The following is a 15,822-nucleotide window of genomic DNA, read 5'->3' on the forward strand; positions in this document are numbered from 1 at the left end:
GCCTATCCGTCAAGCGGCACGCCGCCGCCGAAATGGCTGGTCCACTGGTCCAGCAGCTCTTGCTGGACGGCCTTGGCCGACTGCTGCCAGGCGGCCAGCATTCCCCACTGGATCTGTTGCGCCTGCAGCACGCTCGCGCCGCAGGCTGCCTGCCAGTCGAGCAGGGAGCGAAAGTAGGCATCGGTCCATGCCGATGCCGGTGTCGCGGGAACCTTGCTGTCCATGGTGTGCTCCTTGGTTTGTCCGGAAGTGAAATCGTGCGGGCCGGGTCAGGCGTAGGAACGCAGGCGCTTCGAGAACTCGGCCAGGGGCGCGATGCCGCTGGCCTCCGCGCGCTGGCACCAGTCCTGCAGTTGCCTGACAAGCTGTTCGCCCGTTGCGGTGGAACGGCTCCACAGTGCCGTCAGCTCCCTGCGCATCGAGTACATCGTATCGAGCGCGCGCGATCCGCGCAAAGCCAGCGCGAGCCGCATGCGCCGCGATTCATCGAGCATGCGCTCGTCCTTGGCCAGCCAGTGCCTCACGGCGCGCAGCGAGTGCGCCTCGCGCGGCGACAGGCGGCGCAGCCGGCCGAATTCTTCGGCGTAGGCCCGCTTCAGGGAGCGCGTATAGCTCGAGAGCACGTCGTAGTGGCACCGGATGACCGCCTGCACGGTTTCCAGGTCGACGGCCGGCTTGGGCGCCGCGAGCCGCGGCTTTGGCGCCACGTGCTTCACGGTGGCAAGGCCGAGCGCCTGCAGCGCACGGATGTACAGCCAGCCCACATCGAATTCGTACCACTTGCACGACAGCTTGGCCGATGTGGGAAAAGCGTGATGGTTGTTGTGAAGCTCTTCCCCGCCGATCAGGATGCCGATCGGCGAGATGTTCGTGCTGGCGTCCGGCGCTGGCCAGTTGCGGTAGCCCCAGTAGTGGCCGATGCCGTTGACCACGCCGGCGGCCCAGAACGGGATCCAAGCGATCTGCGCGAGAAGAATCAACCCACCCGGCACCACGCCGAAGAGCACCATGTCCACGATGCCCATCAGCACGATGCCGAGAATCTTGTGGCGCGAGTACAGCCTGCGCTCGATCCAGTCGTCCGGCGTGCCGTGGCCGTAGCGCGCAATGGTTTCCGGCTTGTCGCTCTCGCGGATGTAAAGGAAGACACCGCCCCACAGCACCCGGTTGATGCCCAGCACCTGCGGGCTGTGCGGGTCTTCGGGGGTGTCGCACTTGGCGTGGTGCTTGCGGTGCACGGCGGCCCATTCCTTCGTCACCATGCCCGTGGTCAGCCAGAGCCAGAAGCGGAAAAAATGGCTCGCCGCGGGATGCAGATCCAGCGCGCGATGCGCCTGGTGACGGTGCAGGAAGATGGTGACCGAGGCGATGGTGATGTGGGTCAACGCCAACGCCACGAGCACGGCGCCCCACCATGGAAGATCGAAGACGCCTGAAAAGAGTACGGACTGCTGCATTTGCACCTCTTGGACAACCGCGGCATTCTGCAAAGCGCCTGGCGCCCGGGCCTTGATCTGGCGCAAGCCTGCCGCGGCCGCGCGGCCGAAGAATCGAAACGTCCGGCGCAGGCGTAAGAGATGTGAAAGAACGCGACCGTTCGGGTCCGCCCTCCCGTCGCGCAAAAAGACCCGCAGGAAACATTGGAATTGCAGCGCGAAGGCAAGGTGCAAACCGTGTGCGCCGATAGTGTCGGCAAGGAGCGTGTCGCGAATCACACTGCAGGCAGCGCAGCAAGAAGCCCCCTCTTCCTCGAAAGGTTTGAAATGAACCCCGATATTCAACTCAGGCACGAGGTCTTCGCCCAGCTGAACTGGGACCCGGCGGTGTTCGGGTGCGATGTCGACGTGCGCGTGACCGACGGCGTGGTCACCTTGCGCGGCCAGCTGGCCAGCGAGGATCTGAAGAACGCCGTCGAGCGCGCCGTGCGCCGTGCCGAAGGCGTCAAGCGGATCGTGAACCAGCTGACCACCGCGGAATGCGCGAACAATGACTGAACGCGACGACTTCGCGCTGCTGGACGCCTGGTGGCGCGCAGCCAACTACCTGTCCGTGGGCCAGATCTACCTGATGGACAACCCCCTGCTGCGCGAGAAACTGAGCCTTTCGCACATCAAGCCGCGCCTGCTGGGCCACTGGGGCACGACGCCGGGCCTCAACTTCGTCTACGCGCACATGAACCGTGCCATCGCGGCCCGCGAGCTCGACGCCATATTCATCGCCGGCCCCGGCCATGGCGGACCGGGCGTGGTCGCCAATACCTATCTCGAGGGCACCTACAGCGAGGTCTACCCCGACATCGGCCGGAACGCCGACGGCATGAAGCGGCTCTTCATGCAGTTCTCGTTTCCGGGCGGCATTCCGAGCCACGTGGCACCGGAAACGCCGGGCTCGATCCATGAAGGCGGCGAGCTCGGCTATTCGCTGCTGCACGCCTACGGTGCGGTGTTCGACAACCCCGGCCTGCTCGCCTGCTGCGTGATCGGCGACGGCGAAGCCGAAACCGGCGCCCTCGCGGCAAGCTGGCATTCCAACAAGTTCCTGAACCCCGAGAGCGACGGTGCCGTGCTGCCGATCCTGCACCTGAACGGCTACAAGATCGCCGGCCCCACGGTGCTCGCGCGCATCCCGGACGAAGAGCTGGCGCAGCTGCTGCGGGGCTATGGGCACGAGCCGTACTTCGTCGCCGGCCACGAGCCCGCGCAGATGCACCGCCTGATGGCGGCCGCGCTCGACAAGGCGCTCGACGAGATCCATGCCATCCAGGCGAGCGCCCGCGAGCAGGGGTTTCGAGAACGCCCGCGCTGGCCGATGATCGTGCTGCGTTCGCCCAAGGGCTGGACCGGCCCGCGGCAGGTGGACGGCGTGCCGATCGAAGGCACGTTCCGTGCGCACCAGGTGCCGCTCACCGGCTTTTCCGGCAAGCCGGAGCATGTGGGCCTGCTCGAAGACTGGATGCGCAGCTACCGGCCCGAGGAACTGTTCGACGCCGCTGGCGCGCTGCGGCCCGAGATCGCGGCGCTGGCGCCCAAGGCAGCGAAGCGCATGAGCGCCAATCCGCATGCCAACGGCGGCCTGTTGCTCAGGGACCTGGCCATGCCGCCCTTCCGCGAGCACGCGGTGGAAGTTGCGGTGCCGGGCGCGGCCGATGCGCAGGCCACGCGTGTCGCGGGCCTGTTCCTGCGCGACGTGATGCGGCGCAACGAGGCGGCACGCAACTTCCGCGTCATGGGGCCGGACGAAACCACGTCGAACCGCCTGGATGCCCTGTTCGACGTTACCGCGCGAACTTCCACCGCCGAGATACTGGCCGGGGACGACCATGTGGCGCCCGACGGCCGGGTGATGGAGGTGCTCAGCGAGCACCTCTGCCAGGGCTGGCTCGAAGGCTACCTGCTCACGGGACGCCATGGCTTTTTCTCGTGCTACGAGGCCTTCATCCACATCATCGACTCGATGTTCAACCAGCATGCCAAGTGGCTCAAGGTGGCGCGGTGCATCGGCTGGCGGCGCCCGATCGCCTCGCTGAACTACCTGCTCACCAGCCATGTCTGGCGGCAGGACCACAACGGCTTCAGCCACCAGGACCCGGGCTTTCTCGACCACGTGGTGAACAAGAAGGCCGAGGTGGTGCGCGTGTACCTGCCGCCCGATGCCAACACGCTGCTGTCGGTGGTCGACCATTGCCTGCGCAGCCGCAACTACGTGAACGTGATCGTCGCGGGCAAGCAGCCGGGTCCGCAGTGGCTGGACATCGAGTCCGCGGTGCGCCACTGCACCGTGGGCCTCGGCATCTGGACCTGGGCCAGCAACGACGAAGACGCCGCCCCGGACGTGGTGATGGCCTGTGCCGGCGACGTGCCCACGCTCGAAGCGCTGGCTGCCGTCGACTTGCTGCGCAAAATGCTCCCGGAGTTGAAGGTGCGCGTGGTGAACGTGGTCGACCTGATGGCGCTGCAGTCGCCGGATGCCCATCCGCACGGGCGGCCGGACGCGGTTTTCGACGCCATCTTCACCACCGACCGCCCGGTGATCTTCGCGTTCCACGGCTATCCCTCGCTGATCCACCGGCTCACCTACAAGCGCGCCAACCACGACAACTTCCATGTCCACGGCTACTGCGAAGAAGGCACGACCACCACCCCGTTCGACATGACCGTGCTCAACCGGCTCGACCGGTTCCACCTGGCCGCCGACGCCATTGCCAGGGTCGAGCGCTTTCGCAACAGCGCGGGCCACGTGCAGCAGCATCTGCGCGACAAGCTGCTGGAGCACCGCGCCTACGTCAACGTTCACGGCAAGGACATGCCGGAGATCGAGGACTGGCGCTGGACGAACTGAGCACGCGTCGCCAGGGCCCCCGGCGCGCGCCGCTCAGCGGCACCAGTCGGCGATCCGGTGGCCGAGGTCCGACCAGAGCGCCTGCAGCGCCACCGCCGCCAGCAGCACGCCCGCAAGGCGCGCGCCCCAGGCCTGGAGCCGGCCGGTACCGCCCCACCGCAGCCGCTGCCACAGCCACGGCGCCAACACCAGCGAGATGCCGCTGCCCATGGCGAACAGCACCATCGCCAGGCCGCCCTGCAGCGGACCGTTGCCCAGGCTGGCCAGCAACAGCGCCGAATAGAGCAGTCCGCAAGGCATGGCCACCCAGAGTGCGCCCGCTGCCAGCACACCTATCGGTGTGCCCCCGGCCAACGGGCGAAGGCGCGCCTCGAGCGTGCGGCCGACGCGCTGCACCCACACTGGCTGCCGGCCCGCGACGGCCAGCATGGCACCCCAGGCGAACACGAACACATGCAGCAGCATCCACAGCGGCCTGAGCGCGGCGATCTGCGCGCTGGCCTGGGCCAGGCTGTCCACGCTTGCGGCGGCAATGGCGCCCGCCGCGGCGTAGCTCGCGATGCGGCCCAGATGAAAAGCCGCCGGTGCCGCGAAGGCGGTGCCGCCACCCACTGCAGCCGTTGCCGGCACGATGCGGATCACCGCGGCCGAGGCCGCGCCGCACATGGCCACGCAGTGCGGGCCGCCTGCAAGGCCCATCAGCAAGGCGGCCCATACGGTCTGCATGTTCAGACCACGCGGGAAAAGCGGGTGCGGTTCTCGCGGCAATAGCGGTCGAACACCATGGCGATGGCGCGCACCACGAACCACCCCTGTGCCGTGACCTCGATGTCGTGGTCGCTGACCCGCACCAGCCCCTCGGCCGCGAGCGGCCCGAGCGCCGCGAACTCGGTGGCGAAGTAGTGCCGGAAGTCGATGCGGTGCGCTTCGCCGATGGCGTCGAAAAAGACCCGGCCCTTGCACATCACCGCCATGATGACCGCGCGCCGCAGAACGTCGTCGCGCGTCAGCGCAAGGCCGCGAACCACCGGCAGGCGGCCCTGGTCGAGCAGGTCGTAGTAGCTTTCCAGGGTCTTGGCGTTCTGGCTGTAGGTGGCGCCGATGCGGCCGATGGCGGAAACGCCGAGCGCCACCAGGTCGCCTTCCGGCTGTGTGCTGTAACCCTGGAAATCGCGCTGCAGCCGCCCCTGCCGCTTGGCCACGGCGAGCGGGTCGTCCGGCAGCGCGAAGTGGTCCATGCCGATGTAGACGTAGCCGGCATCGGTGAGCGTGGCAATGGCGCGCGAGAGCATCCGCACCCGCGCCGCGGCGTCGGGCAGTTCGTCCGCGGCAATGCGCCGCTGCGGCTTGAAGCGTTCGGGCAGGTGCGCGTAGGCATAGAGCGCAATGCGGTCGGGCCGAAGCTCGCAGACCTGGGCCATCGTGCGCTCGAACGACGCATCGTTCTGGCGCGGCAGCCCGTAGATCAGGTCGACGTTGATCGACTTGAAGCCCAGCGCGCGCGCATCGGCCATCAACCCGAACACCTGGTGCGCGGGCTGGATACGGTGCACCGCCTTCTGCACCTCGGGATCGAAGTCCTGCACGCCGAAGCTCAGCCGGTTGAAACCCAGCGTCGCCAGTTTTGCGAGCCGCGCCGCGTCGACGGTGCGCGGATCGATCTCGATGGACCATTCGCCGCCGGGAACGAAGTCGAAGGAGCCGCGCAGCATGGCGAGAAGTTCACCCAGCTCCGCATCGTCGAGAAAGGTGGGCGTGCCGCCGCCCAGGTGCAGCTGGCTCACGGCGGCGCGGCGGCCGAATTGCGCGGCCTGGAGCCTGGTCTCGCGGGCCAGGTAGGCCAGGTACTGGGTGGCCCTTTCGCGGTGCCGCGTCACCACTTTGTTGCATGCGCAGTAGTAACACAGCGATTCGCAGAACGGAATGTGCACGTAGAGCGACAGCGGCGCCGCCGAAGCCCCCGCATCGCGCCGTTCGCGCAGCGCCGCCGCGTAGTCGTCCGCGCCAAAGGCCTCGACGAAGCGGTCGGCCGTGGGATACGAGGTGTAGCGCGGGCCCGCAACGTCGAACTGTCGCAGCACGGCGGCCGACAAGGGGGGCGCGTCGGGAGCCTCGTGGGAGGCAGCGGAAGGCAGTGTCATTGCGGATGCTCGGGAAGATCGCGGGACGGCGGCATGGCCAGCAGCGCGGTGAATGCGCTCGAAGCCGCCGCCATGCCCCAGAAGAGGAAGAAGGCCACGGTGTAGACGCCCTGGCGCGACATCCGCAGCGCCTCGCCGCCCCAGTGCATGTCGGACGGATCGACCAGCGCGAACACCAGCAACTCCATGGCGCAGGCCAGCAGGAACGCGGGCCACAGAATGCCGATCAGTTGGCGCGCAACGCTCATGGCACGGCCTCGGCCGGCGTCGCCGCATGGTTCCTGCCCGTGACGGCGGGCATCAGCTTCTTGTCCGCCAGGGTCCTGTTGATTTCGACGCCGCGGCGGTAATAGTCTTCTGACACCAGCGGATCGGGGCTGCTCCACGCATACCAGAAGGTCACGAAGCTCGCGACCACCACCAGCGCCGGGCCGGCAATCACCATCCAGAGCAGCGGATGGCGCCACCATGGATCTTCCTGCGCCGGCAGCTCGTTCGTCGTTGCATTCATTTCGTCTCCTTCAGCGCGGCACCAGAAAGGCCGCTTTCTCCGACACTTGAATACCGCCGCGCTCCTCCCGGATGTCGAAGTGCACCGTGTGCGAACCGGCGGGCACGGCGCCGTAGGGCACCTGCAGCCGCACGGCGACCCACCGCGACTGGGCCGGACCGATCGTGATCCGCTCGTCGGGCGAGACGCTCAGCCCCTCGATGCCGTGGGCGGCAATGCGGTAGTCGCGTGCCTCCTCGGTGGCATTCATGATCTGGAGGCGGTAGACGTTCTCGAGCCGCCCCCCCTCGACGATGCGGGCCAGCGACGCGCGGTCGCGCACCACGTCCACCTTCAGCGGCGTGCGCGTGACGAGGCTGGCGAGCAGTCCCAGGACCAGCAGCGACAGGATGGCGGTGTAGACCAGCACGCGCGGACGCAGCACGCGGCGCACCAGCTGGCGGCGCGTCCATCCGGCCTCCATGCCGTTCTGCGTGTCGTAGCGGATCAGCCGCGGCGCATAGGCCATCTTCTGCATCACCGTGTCGCAGGCGTCCACGCAAAGGCCGCATCCGATGCACTCGTATTGCAGTCCCTTGCGGATGTCGATGCCGGTCGGGCACACCTGCACGCACAGCCCGCAGTCGATGCAGTCGCCCAGCGCCATGCTGCGCGGGTCGATGCCCTTGCGCCTGGGCGCGCGCGGCTCGCCGCGCTTCGGGTCGTAGGTGACGATGAGCGTGTCGCGGTCGAACATGGCGCTCTGGAAGCGCGCATACGGGCACATGTACTTGCACACCTGCTCGCGCATGAAGCCCGCGTTGCCATAGGTCGCAAAGCCGTAGAAGAAGACCCAGAACACTTCCCAAGAGCCCATCCGGGTCTGCAGGAAAGCCATGCCCAGCTCCCGGATGGGCGTGAAGTAGCCCACGAAGGTGAAGCCGGTCCACATGGCGATGCCGATCCACACCAGGTGCTTGAACCACTTCTTCACCAGCTTCTCGAGCGACATCGATTCCGCGTCGAGCCGCATGCGCGCGGTGCGGTTGCCCTCGATCCTGTGCTCCACCCACATGAAGATCTCTGTGTAGACGGTCTGCGGGCAGGCGTAGCCGCACCACAGCCGCCCGGCCACGGCGGTGAAGAGAAAGAGCGCCAGCGCGCTGACCACCAGCAGTCCCGAAAGGTAGATCAGGTCCTGCGGATACAGCACCAGGCCGAAGATGTAGAAGCGGCGCGCGGCCAGGTCGAACAGCACCAGCTGCCGCTCGCCCCACTGCGCCCACGGCAGGCCGTAGAACACCAGCTGGGTCAGGAAGACCATGGCCCAGCGCCAGCGCGCGAACATGCCGCGAACGGTGCGCGGATAGATCTTCTTCGAGGCCTCGTACAGGCCCACCGACTCGCTCTCGGCCGCTGCGATGGGAATGATCTTGCGCGCACCGGGGCCGGCCGGGGCCGATGCGGAAACGGGGGCGGATGAATCCATGATGAGCTGGCGACGTCAGGGCCCCGTGGCAGGGTTGGAAAATCCCCAGACATAGGAAGCAAGCAGCTTGATCTGTGCCTCCGTGAGCCGGCCTTCCTGCGCGGGCATCTCGTTGTGCTTGCCGGCGTTGACCATCTGCATGATGGCCGCCTCGCCGTAGCCGTGCAGCCAGATCTTGTCGCTCAGGTTGGGCGCACCCACGGCCTGGTTGCCGACACCGCCGATGCCGTGGCAGGCGGCGCACACCGTGAACTTGGACTTGCCGAGGCCGGCGCGCACCGAGTCGTGCGGTGCGCCCGAGAGACTCAGCACATAGTTCGCCAGGTTCTTCACGTCGTCCTGCGAGCCCACCGCCACCGCCATCGGCGGCATCACGCCGACGCGGCCCTTGGTGATGGTCTCGACGATCTTCTCGGGCGCGCCGCCGTGCAGCCAGTCCTTGTCGGTCAGGTTGGGAAAGCCCTTGCTGCCGCGCGCGTCGGAACCGTGGCACTGGGAACAGTTGTTCATGAACAGGCGCTCGCCGATGGCCATGGCCTTCGGCTCGCGCGCGATGTCCTCCATCGGCATGCTGGCGTAGCTCGCGTAGACGGGCGCCAGCGCCTTGGTGGCCTTGGCCACGTCCTCTTCGTACTCGCTCCTGGTGCTCCAGTTCGCCTGGCCGCTGAAGCTGCCCAGGCCCGGGAAGACCACGAGGTAGCCGACCGCGAAGAAGATGGTCAGCACGAAAAGCCCGATCCACCACATGGGCAGCGGATTGTTGGCTTCGCGCAGGTCCTCGTCCCAGACGTGGCCGGTGGTGTTGTCCGCGTCGGACGGCACGCGCTTGCGGGCGGTGAGCCACAGCAGCAGCATGCATCCGAGAATGCTCAGCACCGTGCCGGCGGCAATGTAGTTGGACCAGAAGTTGTTGACGAAATCGCTCATCGTGGGCCCCTTGTTTTTCAATCCTGCTCGAACGGCAGGCGGGCGGCTTCCTCGAAGCGCGACGCGTTGCGGCGGGCATAGGCCCAGGCCACGATGCCGAGGAAGAGCACAAAGCAGAAAACGGTGGCGGCAACGCGCAGTGTGGTGATGTCGATCATGGTTCGGTGCTCCCTACTTGAGCGCGAGGCCCAGCGATTGCAGATACGCCACCGTGGCGTCCAGCTCGGTCTTGCCGCGGACGTCTTCGGAAGCACGGGCGATGTCCTCGTCCGAGTAAGGCACGCCGACCTGGCGCAGCGCGCGCATGCGGCGGGGAATGGCGTCGGCATCGACCAGGTTCTTGTCCAGCCAGGCATAGGCCGGCATGTTCGATTCGGGCACCAGGTCGCGCGGGTTGTTCAGGTGGATGCGCTGCCACTCGTCGCTGTACTTGCCGCCCACGCGATGCAGGTCGGGGCCGGTGCGCTTGCTGCCCCACTGGAACGGATGGTCGTAGACGAACTCGCCCGCCACCGAGTAGTGGCCGTAGCGCAGCGTCTCCGAGCGGAACGGCCGGATCATCTGCGAGTGGCAGTTGTAGCAACCCTCGCGCAGATAGACGTCGCGGCCGGCCAACTGCAGCGCCGTGTGCGGCTTCAGGCCCTGGATGGGCTCGGTGGTCGACTTCTGGAAGAACAGAGGCACGATCTCGACCAGGCCGCCGATGGCGACCACCACGAGAATGAGCACGATCATCAGCAGGTTGTTGGTCTCCACCTTCTCATGGGTGAAGCCGCTGTTGGAGGGGGTCTTCTTCGTCATGGCGCTTCCTCAGGCGTGGGCAATGGCGACGGCCGGGATGGACGCCTGCGCGGAGCGGCCGGAGATGACGGTCATCCACACGTTCCACGCCATCACCAGCATTCCGGCGAGATACAGCAGGCCGCCGGCCAGCCGAACCACATAGAACGGGAACGTGGCCTTCACGCTCTCCACGAAGGTGTAGGTGAGCGTGCCGTCGGGGTTGATGGCGCGCCACATCAGGCCCTGCATCACGCCGGCGATCCACATGGCGGCGATGTAGAGCACGATGCCGATGGTGGCCATCCAGAAGTGCGCCTCGATGGCCTTCACGCTGAACATGGTGGTGCGCCCGTACATGCGTGGAATCAGGTAGTACAGCGAGCCCATCGTGATGAAGCCCACCCAGCCCAGCGCGCCGGAGTGCACGTGGCCGACGGTCCAGTCGGTGTAGTGGCTCAGGGCATTGACGGTCTTGATCGACATCATCGGCCCCTCGAAGGTCGACATGCCGTAGAACGACAGCGCCACGATCAGGAAGCGCAGGATCGGGTCAGTGCGCAGCTTGTACCAGGCGCCGGAGAGCGTCATCACGCCGTTGATCATTCCGCCCCAGCTCGGCGCGAGCAGGATCAGCGAGAACACCATGCCCAGCGACTGCGTCCAGTCCGGCAGCGCCGTGTAGTGCAGGTGGTGCGGGCCGGCCCACATGTAGGTGAAGATCAGCGCCCAGAAGTGGACGATGGAGAGCCGGTACGAATACACCGGCCGGCCGGCCTGCTTGGGGATGTAGTAGTACATCATCCCGAGGAAGCCCGCGGTCAGGAAGAAGCCCACCGCGTTGTGGCCGTACCACCACTGCACCATGGCATCCTGCACGCCGGCATAGGCCGAGTAGCTCTTCATCCAGCCCGCCGGAATCTCGGCGCTGTTGACGATGTGCAGCAGCGCCACCGCGATGATGAAGGCGCCGTAGAACCAGTTGGCCACGTAGATGTGGCGCACCTTCCGGATGCCGATGGTGCCGAAGAACACCACCGCATAGGCCACCCACACCACCGCGATCAGGATGTCGATGGGCCATTCGAGCTCGGCGTATTCCTTGCCCGTGGTGTAGCCCAGCGGCAGGCTGATGGCTGCGGCCACGATCACGGCCTGCCAGCCCCAGAACACGAACGATGCGAGTGCCGGCGCGAACAGCCGGACCTGGCAGGTGCGCTGCACCACGTGGAAGCTGGTGGCCATGAGCGCGCAGCCGCCGAACGCGAAGATCACCGCGTTGGTGTGCAGCGGGCGCAGGCGGCCGTAGCTGAGCCATGGGATGCCGAGGCTGAATTCGGGCCAGGTGAGCTCGGTGGCGATGATCACGCCGACGAGCATGCCGACCACGCCCCAGACCACGGACATGAGGGCGAACTGCCGTACGACGGTGTCGTCGTAGATCGCTGCGGGAGGATTGGGTTCTTGCATCGTGCGGCCTCTTGATGGACTGCGGGCAGTGTCCCTGCGCACCCGGCCGGAGGATTTGATGCAGATCAATCGTTGCGCAGGATGCGGTCGCCTTCGATCTCGATGTCTTCGAACTGGCCGCGCTCGATGGCCCACCACAGGCCGCCGAGAATGGCGAGCACGAGCACGACCGACAGCGGGATCAGCAGAAAGAGGATGTCCATCAGCGCACCGCCCTGCCCTCTGCCCCGCCATGCGAAGCCGCCAGCCGTGCCGCGTTGAGAACCACCACCAGCGAACTCGCCGCCATGCCCAGCCCGGCCAGCCATGCGGGCAGCCAGCCCGCAACGGCCAGCGGCACGCACAGCGCGTTGTAGCCGGCGGCCCATGCGAGGTTCTGCCGCACCACGCGCAGCGTTCGACGCGCCTGCGCGATGGTGCGCGGAATGGCCCCGAGCGCATCCCCCAGCACCACGAAGTCGGACCGCGCGCGTGAGAGCGGCACGGCGCGCCCGAAGGCGAAGGACGCGTTCGCACGCGCCAGCGAAGGCCCGTCGTTCAGGCCGTCGCCGACCATCGCCACCTGCCTGCCCTCCGCCTGGAGGCGCCACAGGACCTCGAGCTTGTCTTCGGGCGTGCAGCCGCCCTGGGCGAATTCGATGCCGGCCCGCGCGGCGATCTCCCGCGCGGCGCTGTCGCGGTCGCCGGAAAGCAGGCGCACCGTGATCCCTTCGGCCTGCAACGCGGCCACGGCGGCGGCGGCGTCCGCGCGCAGTTCCTCGGCCAGCACGAAGCTCGCGATCCAGCCCTGTTCGTCGCTCAGGTGAACCTGCGGCGCCTCGACTTGCAGCGGCGCCACGTTGCAGTAGCTCGCCGAGCCCAGCCGCACGCGCCGCGCCGTTCCGCCGGCGCTCGTGATGCTTCGGCGCAGCAGGCCTTCGAGGCCGAGGCCGGCCAGCTCGGCCGGCTGCGTCACTTCCCAGGCGGGCGGCGAGCGGAATTGCGCATTCCATGCATTCACCAGCGCACGCGCGCCCGGATGCAGCGAGTGCGCGCCAAGGGCGGCACCTATCTCGAGCGCATCGCCCGGGCGCAAACCCTGGCGGCAGTACACGCGTTCGAGGCGCGGCGTGTCGCCGGTCAGCGTGCCCGTCTTGTCGAAGACCACCGTATCGACCGAGGCCAGCGCCTCCAGCGCCTGCAGGTTGGACGTGAGCACGCCGCCGCGCGCCAGCGCGCCCGCGCTCGCAAGCATCGCGGCCGGCGTTGCGAGAGACAGCGCACACGGACAGGTCACGATCAGCACCGCTACCGCCACCATCAAGGCCTTGCCCGAATCGACATGCCACCAGAAGGCCGCAGCCCCGGCAGCCGATACCAGCACCAGCACGAGAAACGGCCGCGCGATCCGGTCGGCCAGCCGGGCCAGCCGCGGCTTGCTGAGCGCGGCGCTTTCCATCAGCCGCACGATCTGCGCGAAGCGCGTGCCCTCGCCCACCGATTCGATGCGCACCTGCACGGTGGCCGACAGGTTGTGGCTGCCCGCCAGCACGCGCTCGCCACGCGCCCGTGCCACGGGGCGGGATTCGCCGGTCAGCAGCGCCTCGTCGGTGCTGGTGCCGCCGTCGATCAGCACGCCGTCGGCCGGAAAGGCCTCGCCCGGGCGTACCCGCACCACGTCGCTCGCAGCCAGGCGCCGTACCGCCACGCGCTCCCAGCCACCTGCGGCATCGAGGCGTTCGATGCTGTCGGGAAGGCGATTCATCACGGCCTCGAGCGAGCCGGCGGTACGGTCCCGCAGCCGCGCCTCGAGCCAGCGGCCCGTGAGCAGGAAGAAGACGAACATGGTCAGCGAGTCGAAATAGACCTCGTGCCCCAGCGCGCCCGCGCTGTCGAAGGTGGCCGCGGTGCTGACCGCGAACGCAATGGCGATGCCGAAGGCAACCGGCACGTCCATGCCGATGCGTGCATGGCGAAGATCGCGCCACGCACTGCGGAAAAAGGGACCGCAAGAGAAGAACAGCACCGGCAGCGTCAGCACCCACGAGGCCCAGCGAAGCAGCTGCGCGGCGTCCGGCGTCATTTCGCCGGGCTGCGCGATGTAGGCCGGGTAGGCATACATCATCACCTGCATCATGCAGAAGCCCGACACCAGCCAGCGCCAGAGCGCGAGCCGCAGCTCGCGTGAACGGCTCTCGCGCGCGGAGCCATCGGCGGCGGGCACCAGCCGGTAACCGGCGGCTTCGGAGGCCTCGAACCAGCGCGAGGGCCGCGTCAGCGCGGCGGACCACACCACGCGTGCGCGCTGGCTCGCGGCGTTCACCTGCACCTCGAGCACGCCCGCCACGCGCTGCAGCGCCGCCTCCACGGCAAGGCCGCAGCCTGCGCAGTGCATGCCCTCCACCGCCACCTGCGATTCCCAGCGCGCAGTGCCGGCATCGCCGCCATCGAGCGCACGGCCGAACGCGGGCCATTCGGAGGGATCGTCGAGCACCTGCCACTCTTCACGGGGAGCCCGTGGGAGCGCGGCGGCCGGGGAAAAAGAGGCGAGCGCGGCTTGCATCGGGCAAGGCTAAGGGCCGAGGCCCCGCCCCCGTTTGATCTGCATCAAGAGGTGAAAACGACCCGCGGCCTAAGCTCGCGGCACACTTCCCCGGAGAGAAAAACCATGTTCAAGCGCATTCTCGTGGCCACCGACGGCTCCACGCTCTCGAAGAAGGCGGTCACGAGCGCGATTGCCCTCGCGAGCCGGCACGATGCCGACCTCGTGGCGCTCACCGTGGTGCCGCGCTACCCGAAAAGCTATTTCGACGGCGCCATGTCCTTCTCGCCCGAGGACATCGCCCGGGTGGAAAAGCAGTGGGCCGACAAGGCGCAGGGCATGCTCGACGCCGTAGCGACGCGTGCGGTGGCGAGCGGCGTGCAGTTGAAGACGGCCATCGCCAACTCCGACCTGGTGGCCGAATCGATCGTCGCCGCCGCCAAGAAGCACAAGTGCGACCTGATCGTGATGGCCTCGCACGGCCGCAAGGGCATCAAGCGGCTGCTGCTGGGCAGCGAGACGCAGCACGTGCTGACGCACTCCAGCCTGCCGGTGCTCGTGCTGCGCTGACCCGCAGCGGCCCATCCTTCAGGCGGCCTGCATCGACCCCGCGCCGAGCGCGTCGTTCTCGGCTTCGCCGAGCCAGCGCCGCTTGTCGCGCAACGGCGGCGCACCGAACATGCGGCTGTACTCGCGCGCGAACTGCGACGGGCTCTCGTAGCCCACGCTGTGCGCCGCACTCGCCACGTCCACGCCGGCCATCAGCATCTGGCGGCGCGCTTCCTGCAGGCGCAGCTGCTTCTGGTACTGCAGCGGGCTCATGGCCGTCACGGCCTTGAAATGATGGTGGAACGACGACACGCTCATGTGCACTGCGCGCGCCATGTCCTCGATCCGCAGCGACTGCGCGTAGTTGACGCGCAGCGCGCTGATGGCCTTGGCAACGCGCTGGGTGTGGCTGTCCTGCAGCGCGATCTGCCGCAGCCGCGCGCCCTCGCCGTTCACCAGCAGGCGGTACATGATCTCGCGCTTGATGAGCGGCGCCATGATCGGCACGTCCTCGGGCGTCTCGACCAGCCGCAGCAGCCGCAGCACCGGCTCCAGCACCGGCATGCCGATGCGGTTGACGTACATGCCGCGCGACGCGGGCGCATTGGCCTTCGCGGGCAGCTTCTCGTCGCCGATGAGCTTGCCGATCTCGTCGATCGCCAGCTCCAGCCGCAGGCCGAGGTAGGGTTCGTTCTCGCTCGTCAGGCGCACCTGGCCGCACACCGGCAGGTCGACCGAGGTCACCAGGTAGTGCATGGGGTCGTACACATAGATGTCGTCACCCACGATGATCCGCTTGGAGCCCTGCGCGATCAGCCCGAGCGCAGGGGTTGCGAAGGCGTGCTTGGGACCGTCGGGCTTGCTGATGCAGTACACCTGCAGGCCGGCCACCGGCGTTTCCACGGTGCCGTCCCGGCCGCGCGTGATGCGGTTGATCAGCGCCACCAGTTCCTTCCTGGCTTCGTCGAGTTCGGGCTCCAGCGGCATCGGCTGGGCAATGGCGGCAGCGATTTCGGGTGTTTCTTGGGGCATGTTCGGGGGCCTTGTCACGAGTTGGGCCGCAGTGGCGGCCGGCGTGGAGGATCGGGTGGTTCAAAGCTTAGCGCCGCTCCCATGA

Annotated in this window: 17 protein-coding genes; 3 read left to right on the forward strand and 14 right to left on the reverse strand. The window is 67.7% G+C overall.

Annotated elements, in window-relative coordinates:
* Window positions 1-2: 2 nt before the first annotated feature.
* Both VAPA_RS13400 and VAPA_RS13405 read right to left on the reverse strand, forming a co-directional pair.
* The gene (locus tag VAPA_RS13400; RefSeq protein WP_021007313.1) at window positions 3-224 is read right to left on the reverse strand and encodes a hypothetical protein; all 222 of its coding nucleotides are present in this window, start codon (window positions 222-224) and stop codon (window positions 3-5) included.
* Between the two features lie 45 nt (window positions 225-269).
* Entirely contained in the window at window positions 270-1,457 is a 1,188-nt protein-coding gene (locus VAPA_RS13405; RefSeq protein ID WP_021007314.1) for a DesA family fatty acid desaturase, read from the reverse strand.
* A gap of 189 nt (window positions 1,458-1,646) precedes the next feature.
* Between VAPA_RS13405 and VAPA_RS13410 the strand changes: the two genes are divergently transcribed.
* Together VAPA_RS13410 and VAPA_RS13415 are read left to right on the forward strand one after the other, a co-directional pair.
* Window positions 1,647-1,994, forward strand: coding sequence for a BON domain-containing protein (locus tag VAPA_RS13410; protein ID WP_230559000.1), 348 nt, complete (start codon window positions 1,647-1,649; stop codon window positions 1,992-1,994).
* Complete coding sequence (locus tag VAPA_RS13415; RefSeq protein ID WP_021007316.1) at window positions 1,987-4,338, forward strand: phosphoketolase family protein; 2,352 nt, start codon at window positions 1,987-1,989, stop codon at window positions 4,336-4,338. The genes VAPA_RS13410 and VAPA_RS13415 overlap by 8 nt, the downstream gene beginning before the upstream one ends.
* A 33-nt stretch (window positions 4,339-4,371) precedes the next feature.
* On the opposite strand, the gene VAPA_RS13420 is transcribed toward VAPA_RS13415, so the two are convergent.
* From VAPA_RS13420 to VAPA_RS13470, 11 genes are all read right to left on the reverse strand, one after another.
* Window positions 4,372-5,064 carry a sulfite exporter TauE/SafE family protein gene (locus VAPA_RS13420; RefSeq protein ID WP_021007317.1) on the reverse strand — a complete coding sequence of 231 codons (693 nt, stop codon included), beginning with the start codon at window positions 5,062-5,064 and terminating at the stop codon, window positions 4,372-4,374.
* 2 nt (window positions 5,065-5,066) lie between these two features.
* Entirely contained in the window at window positions 5,067-6,479 is a 1,413-nt protein-coding gene (gene hemN, locus VAPA_RS13425) for an oxygen-independent coproporphyrinogen III oxidase (RefSeq protein WP_021007318.1), read from the reverse strand.
* Window positions 6,476-6,727 carry a hypothetical protein gene (locus tag VAPA_RS13430; RefSeq protein WP_021007319.1) on the reverse strand — a complete coding sequence of 84 codons (252 nt, stop codon included), beginning with the start codon at window positions 6,725-6,727 and terminating at the stop codon, window positions 6,476-6,478. Before VAPA_RS13430 ends, hemN begins: the two co-directional genes overlap by 4 nt.
* Entirely contained in the window at window positions 6,724-6,990 is a 267-nt protein-coding gene (locus tag VAPA_RS13435; protein ID WP_021007320.1) for a FixH family protein, read from the reverse strand. Before VAPA_RS13435 ends, VAPA_RS13430 begins: the two co-directional genes overlap by 4 nt.
* Before the next feature lie 10 nt (window positions 6,991-7,000).
* Window positions 7,001-8,458, reverse strand: a complete 1,458-nt coding sequence (ccoG, locus tag VAPA_RS13440) for a cytochrome c oxidase accessory protein CcoG (protein WP_021007321.1) — start codon at window positions 8,456-8,458, stop codon at window positions 7,001-7,003.
* Between the two features lie 15 nt (window positions 8,459-8,473).
* The gene (gene ccoP / locus VAPA_RS13445; RefSeq protein WP_021007322.1) at window positions 8,474-9,385 is read right to left on the reverse strand and encodes a cytochrome-c oxidase, cbb3-type subunit III; all 912 of its coding nucleotides are present in this window, start codon (window positions 9,383-9,385) and stop codon (window positions 8,474-8,476) included.
* 17 nt (window positions 9,386-9,402) lie between these two features.
* A complete protein-coding gene (locus VAPA_RS13450; protein ID WP_021007323.1) occupies window positions 9,403-9,543 on the reverse strand; it encodes a cbb3-type cytochrome oxidase subunit 3 in 141 nt (46 codons plus the stop codon).
* Between the two features lie 13 nt (window positions 9,544-9,556).
* The gene (gene ccoO / locus VAPA_RS13455; RefSeq protein ID WP_021007324.1) at window positions 9,557-10,186 is read right to left on the reverse strand and encodes a cytochrome-c oxidase, cbb3-type subunit II; all 630 of its coding nucleotides are present in this window, start codon (window positions 10,184-10,186) and stop codon (window positions 9,557-9,559) included.
* Window positions 10,187-10,195: 9 nt separating this feature from the next.
* Window positions 10,196-11,635, reverse strand: coding sequence for a cytochrome-c oxidase, cbb3-type subunit I (ccoN, locus tag VAPA_RS13460; protein ID WP_021007325.1), 1,440 nt, complete (start codon window positions 11,633-11,635; stop codon window positions 10,196-10,198).
* 65 nt (window positions 11,636-11,700) lie between these two features.
* Window positions 11,701-11,838, reverse strand: a complete 138-nt coding sequence (gene ccoS / locus VAPA_RS13465; RefSeq protein ID WP_021007326.1) for a cbb3-type cytochrome oxidase assembly protein CcoS — start codon at window positions 11,836-11,838, stop codon at window positions 11,701-11,703.
* Window positions 11,838-14,177 carry a heavy metal translocating P-type ATPase gene (locus tag VAPA_RS13470; RefSeq protein WP_021007327.1) on the reverse strand — a complete coding sequence of 780 codons (2,340 nt, stop codon included), beginning with the start codon at window positions 14,175-14,177 and terminating at the stop codon, window positions 11,838-11,840. The genes ccoS and VAPA_RS13470 overlap by 1 nt, the downstream gene beginning before the upstream one ends.
* Before the next feature lie 105 nt (window positions 14,178-14,282).
* Between VAPA_RS13470 and VAPA_RS13475 the strand changes: the two genes are divergently transcribed.
* Window positions 14,283-14,726 carry a universal stress protein gene (locus tag VAPA_RS13475; protein ID WP_021007328.1) on the forward strand — a complete coding sequence of 148 codons (444 nt, stop codon included), beginning with the start codon at window positions 14,283-14,285 and terminating at the stop codon, window positions 14,724-14,726.
* Between the two features lie 18 nt (window positions 14,727-14,744).
* Here VAPA_RS13475 and VAPA_RS13480 read toward each other — a convergent pair whose 3' ends face one another.
* Window positions 14,745-15,737: an AraC family transcriptional regulator gene (locus tag VAPA_RS13480; RefSeq protein WP_021007329.1), complete on the reverse strand. Its 993-nt coding sequence runs from the start codon at window positions 15,735-15,737 to the stop codon at window positions 14,745-14,747.
* Window positions 15,738-15,822: the final 85 nt, after the last annotated feature.

The sequence above is a fragment of the Variovorax paradoxus B4 genome (assembly GCF_000463015.1).
Taxonomy (GTDB): Bacteria; Pseudomonadota; Gammaproteobacteria; order Burkholderiales; family Burkholderiaceae_C; genus Variovorax; species Variovorax paradoxus_E.

What these genes read in the sequence shown, in the direction of transcription:
- ccoN (WP_021007325.1), bottom strand. Translation starts at nt 11,635, where the DNA reads ATGCAAGAACCCAATCCTCCCGCAGCGATCTACGACGACACCGTCGTA.
- VAPA_RS13405 (WP_021007314.1), bottom strand. Translation starts at nt 1,457, where the DNA reads ATGCAGCAGTCCGTACTCTTTTCAGGCGTCTTCGATCTTCCATGGTGG.
- VAPA_RS13415 (WP_021007316.1), top strand. Translation starts at nt 1,987, where the DNA reads ATGACTGAACGCGACGACTTCGCGCTGCTGGACGCCTGGTGGCGCGCA.
- VAPA_RS13475 (WP_021007328.1), top strand. Translation starts at nt 14,283, where the DNA reads ATGTTCAAGCGCATTCTCGTGGCCACCGACGGCTCCACGCTCTCGAAG.
- VAPA_RS13400 (WP_021007313.1), bottom strand. Translation starts at nt 224, where the DNA reads ATGGACAGCAAGGTTCCCGCGACACCGGCATCGGCATGGACCGATGCC.
- hemN (WP_021007318.1), bottom strand. Translation starts at nt 6,479, where the DNA reads ATGACACTGCCTTCCGCTGCCTCCCACGAGGCTCCCGACGCGCCCCCC.
- ccoO (WP_021007324.1), bottom strand. Translation starts at nt 10,186, where the DNA reads ATGACGAAGAAGACCCCCTCCAACAGCGGCTTCACCCATGAGAAGGTG.
- VAPA_RS13435 (WP_021007320.1), bottom strand. Translation starts at nt 6,990, where the DNA reads ATGAATGCAACGACGAACGAGCTGCCGGCGCAGGAAGATCCATGGTGG.
- ccoP (WP_021007322.1), bottom strand. Translation starts at nt 9,385, where the DNA reads ATGAGCGATTTCGTCAACAACTTCTGGTCCAACTACATTGCCGCCGGC.
- VAPA_RS13450 (WP_021007323.1), bottom strand. Translation starts at nt 9,543, where the DNA reads ATGATCGACATCACCACACTGCGCGTTGCCGCCACCGTTTTCTGCTTT.
- VAPA_RS13480 (WP_021007329.1), bottom strand. Translation starts at nt 15,737, where the DNA reads ATGCCCCAAGAAACACCCGAAATCGCTGCCGCCATTGCCCAGCCGATG.
- VAPA_RS13420 (WP_021007317.1), bottom strand. Translation starts at nt 5,064, where the DNA reads ATGCAGACCGTATGGGCCGCCTTGCTGATGGGCCTTGCAGGCGGCCCG.
- VAPA_RS13470 (WP_021007327.1), bottom strand. Translation starts at nt 14,177, where the DNA reads ATGCAAGCCGCGCTCGCCTCTTTTTCCCCGGCCGCCGCGCTCCCACGG.
- VAPA_RS13430 (WP_021007319.1), bottom strand. Translation starts at nt 6,727, where the DNA reads ATGAGCGTTGCGCGCCAACTGATCGGCATTCTGTGGCCCGCGTTCCTG.
- ccoG (WP_021007321.1), bottom strand. Translation starts at nt 8,458, where the DNA reads ATGGATTCATCCGCCCCCGTTTCCGCATCGGCCCCGGCCGGCCCCGGT.
- ccoS (WP_021007326.1), bottom strand. Translation starts at nt 11,838, where the DNA reads ATGGACATCCTCTTTCTGCTGATCCCGCTGTCGGTCGTGCTCGTGCTC.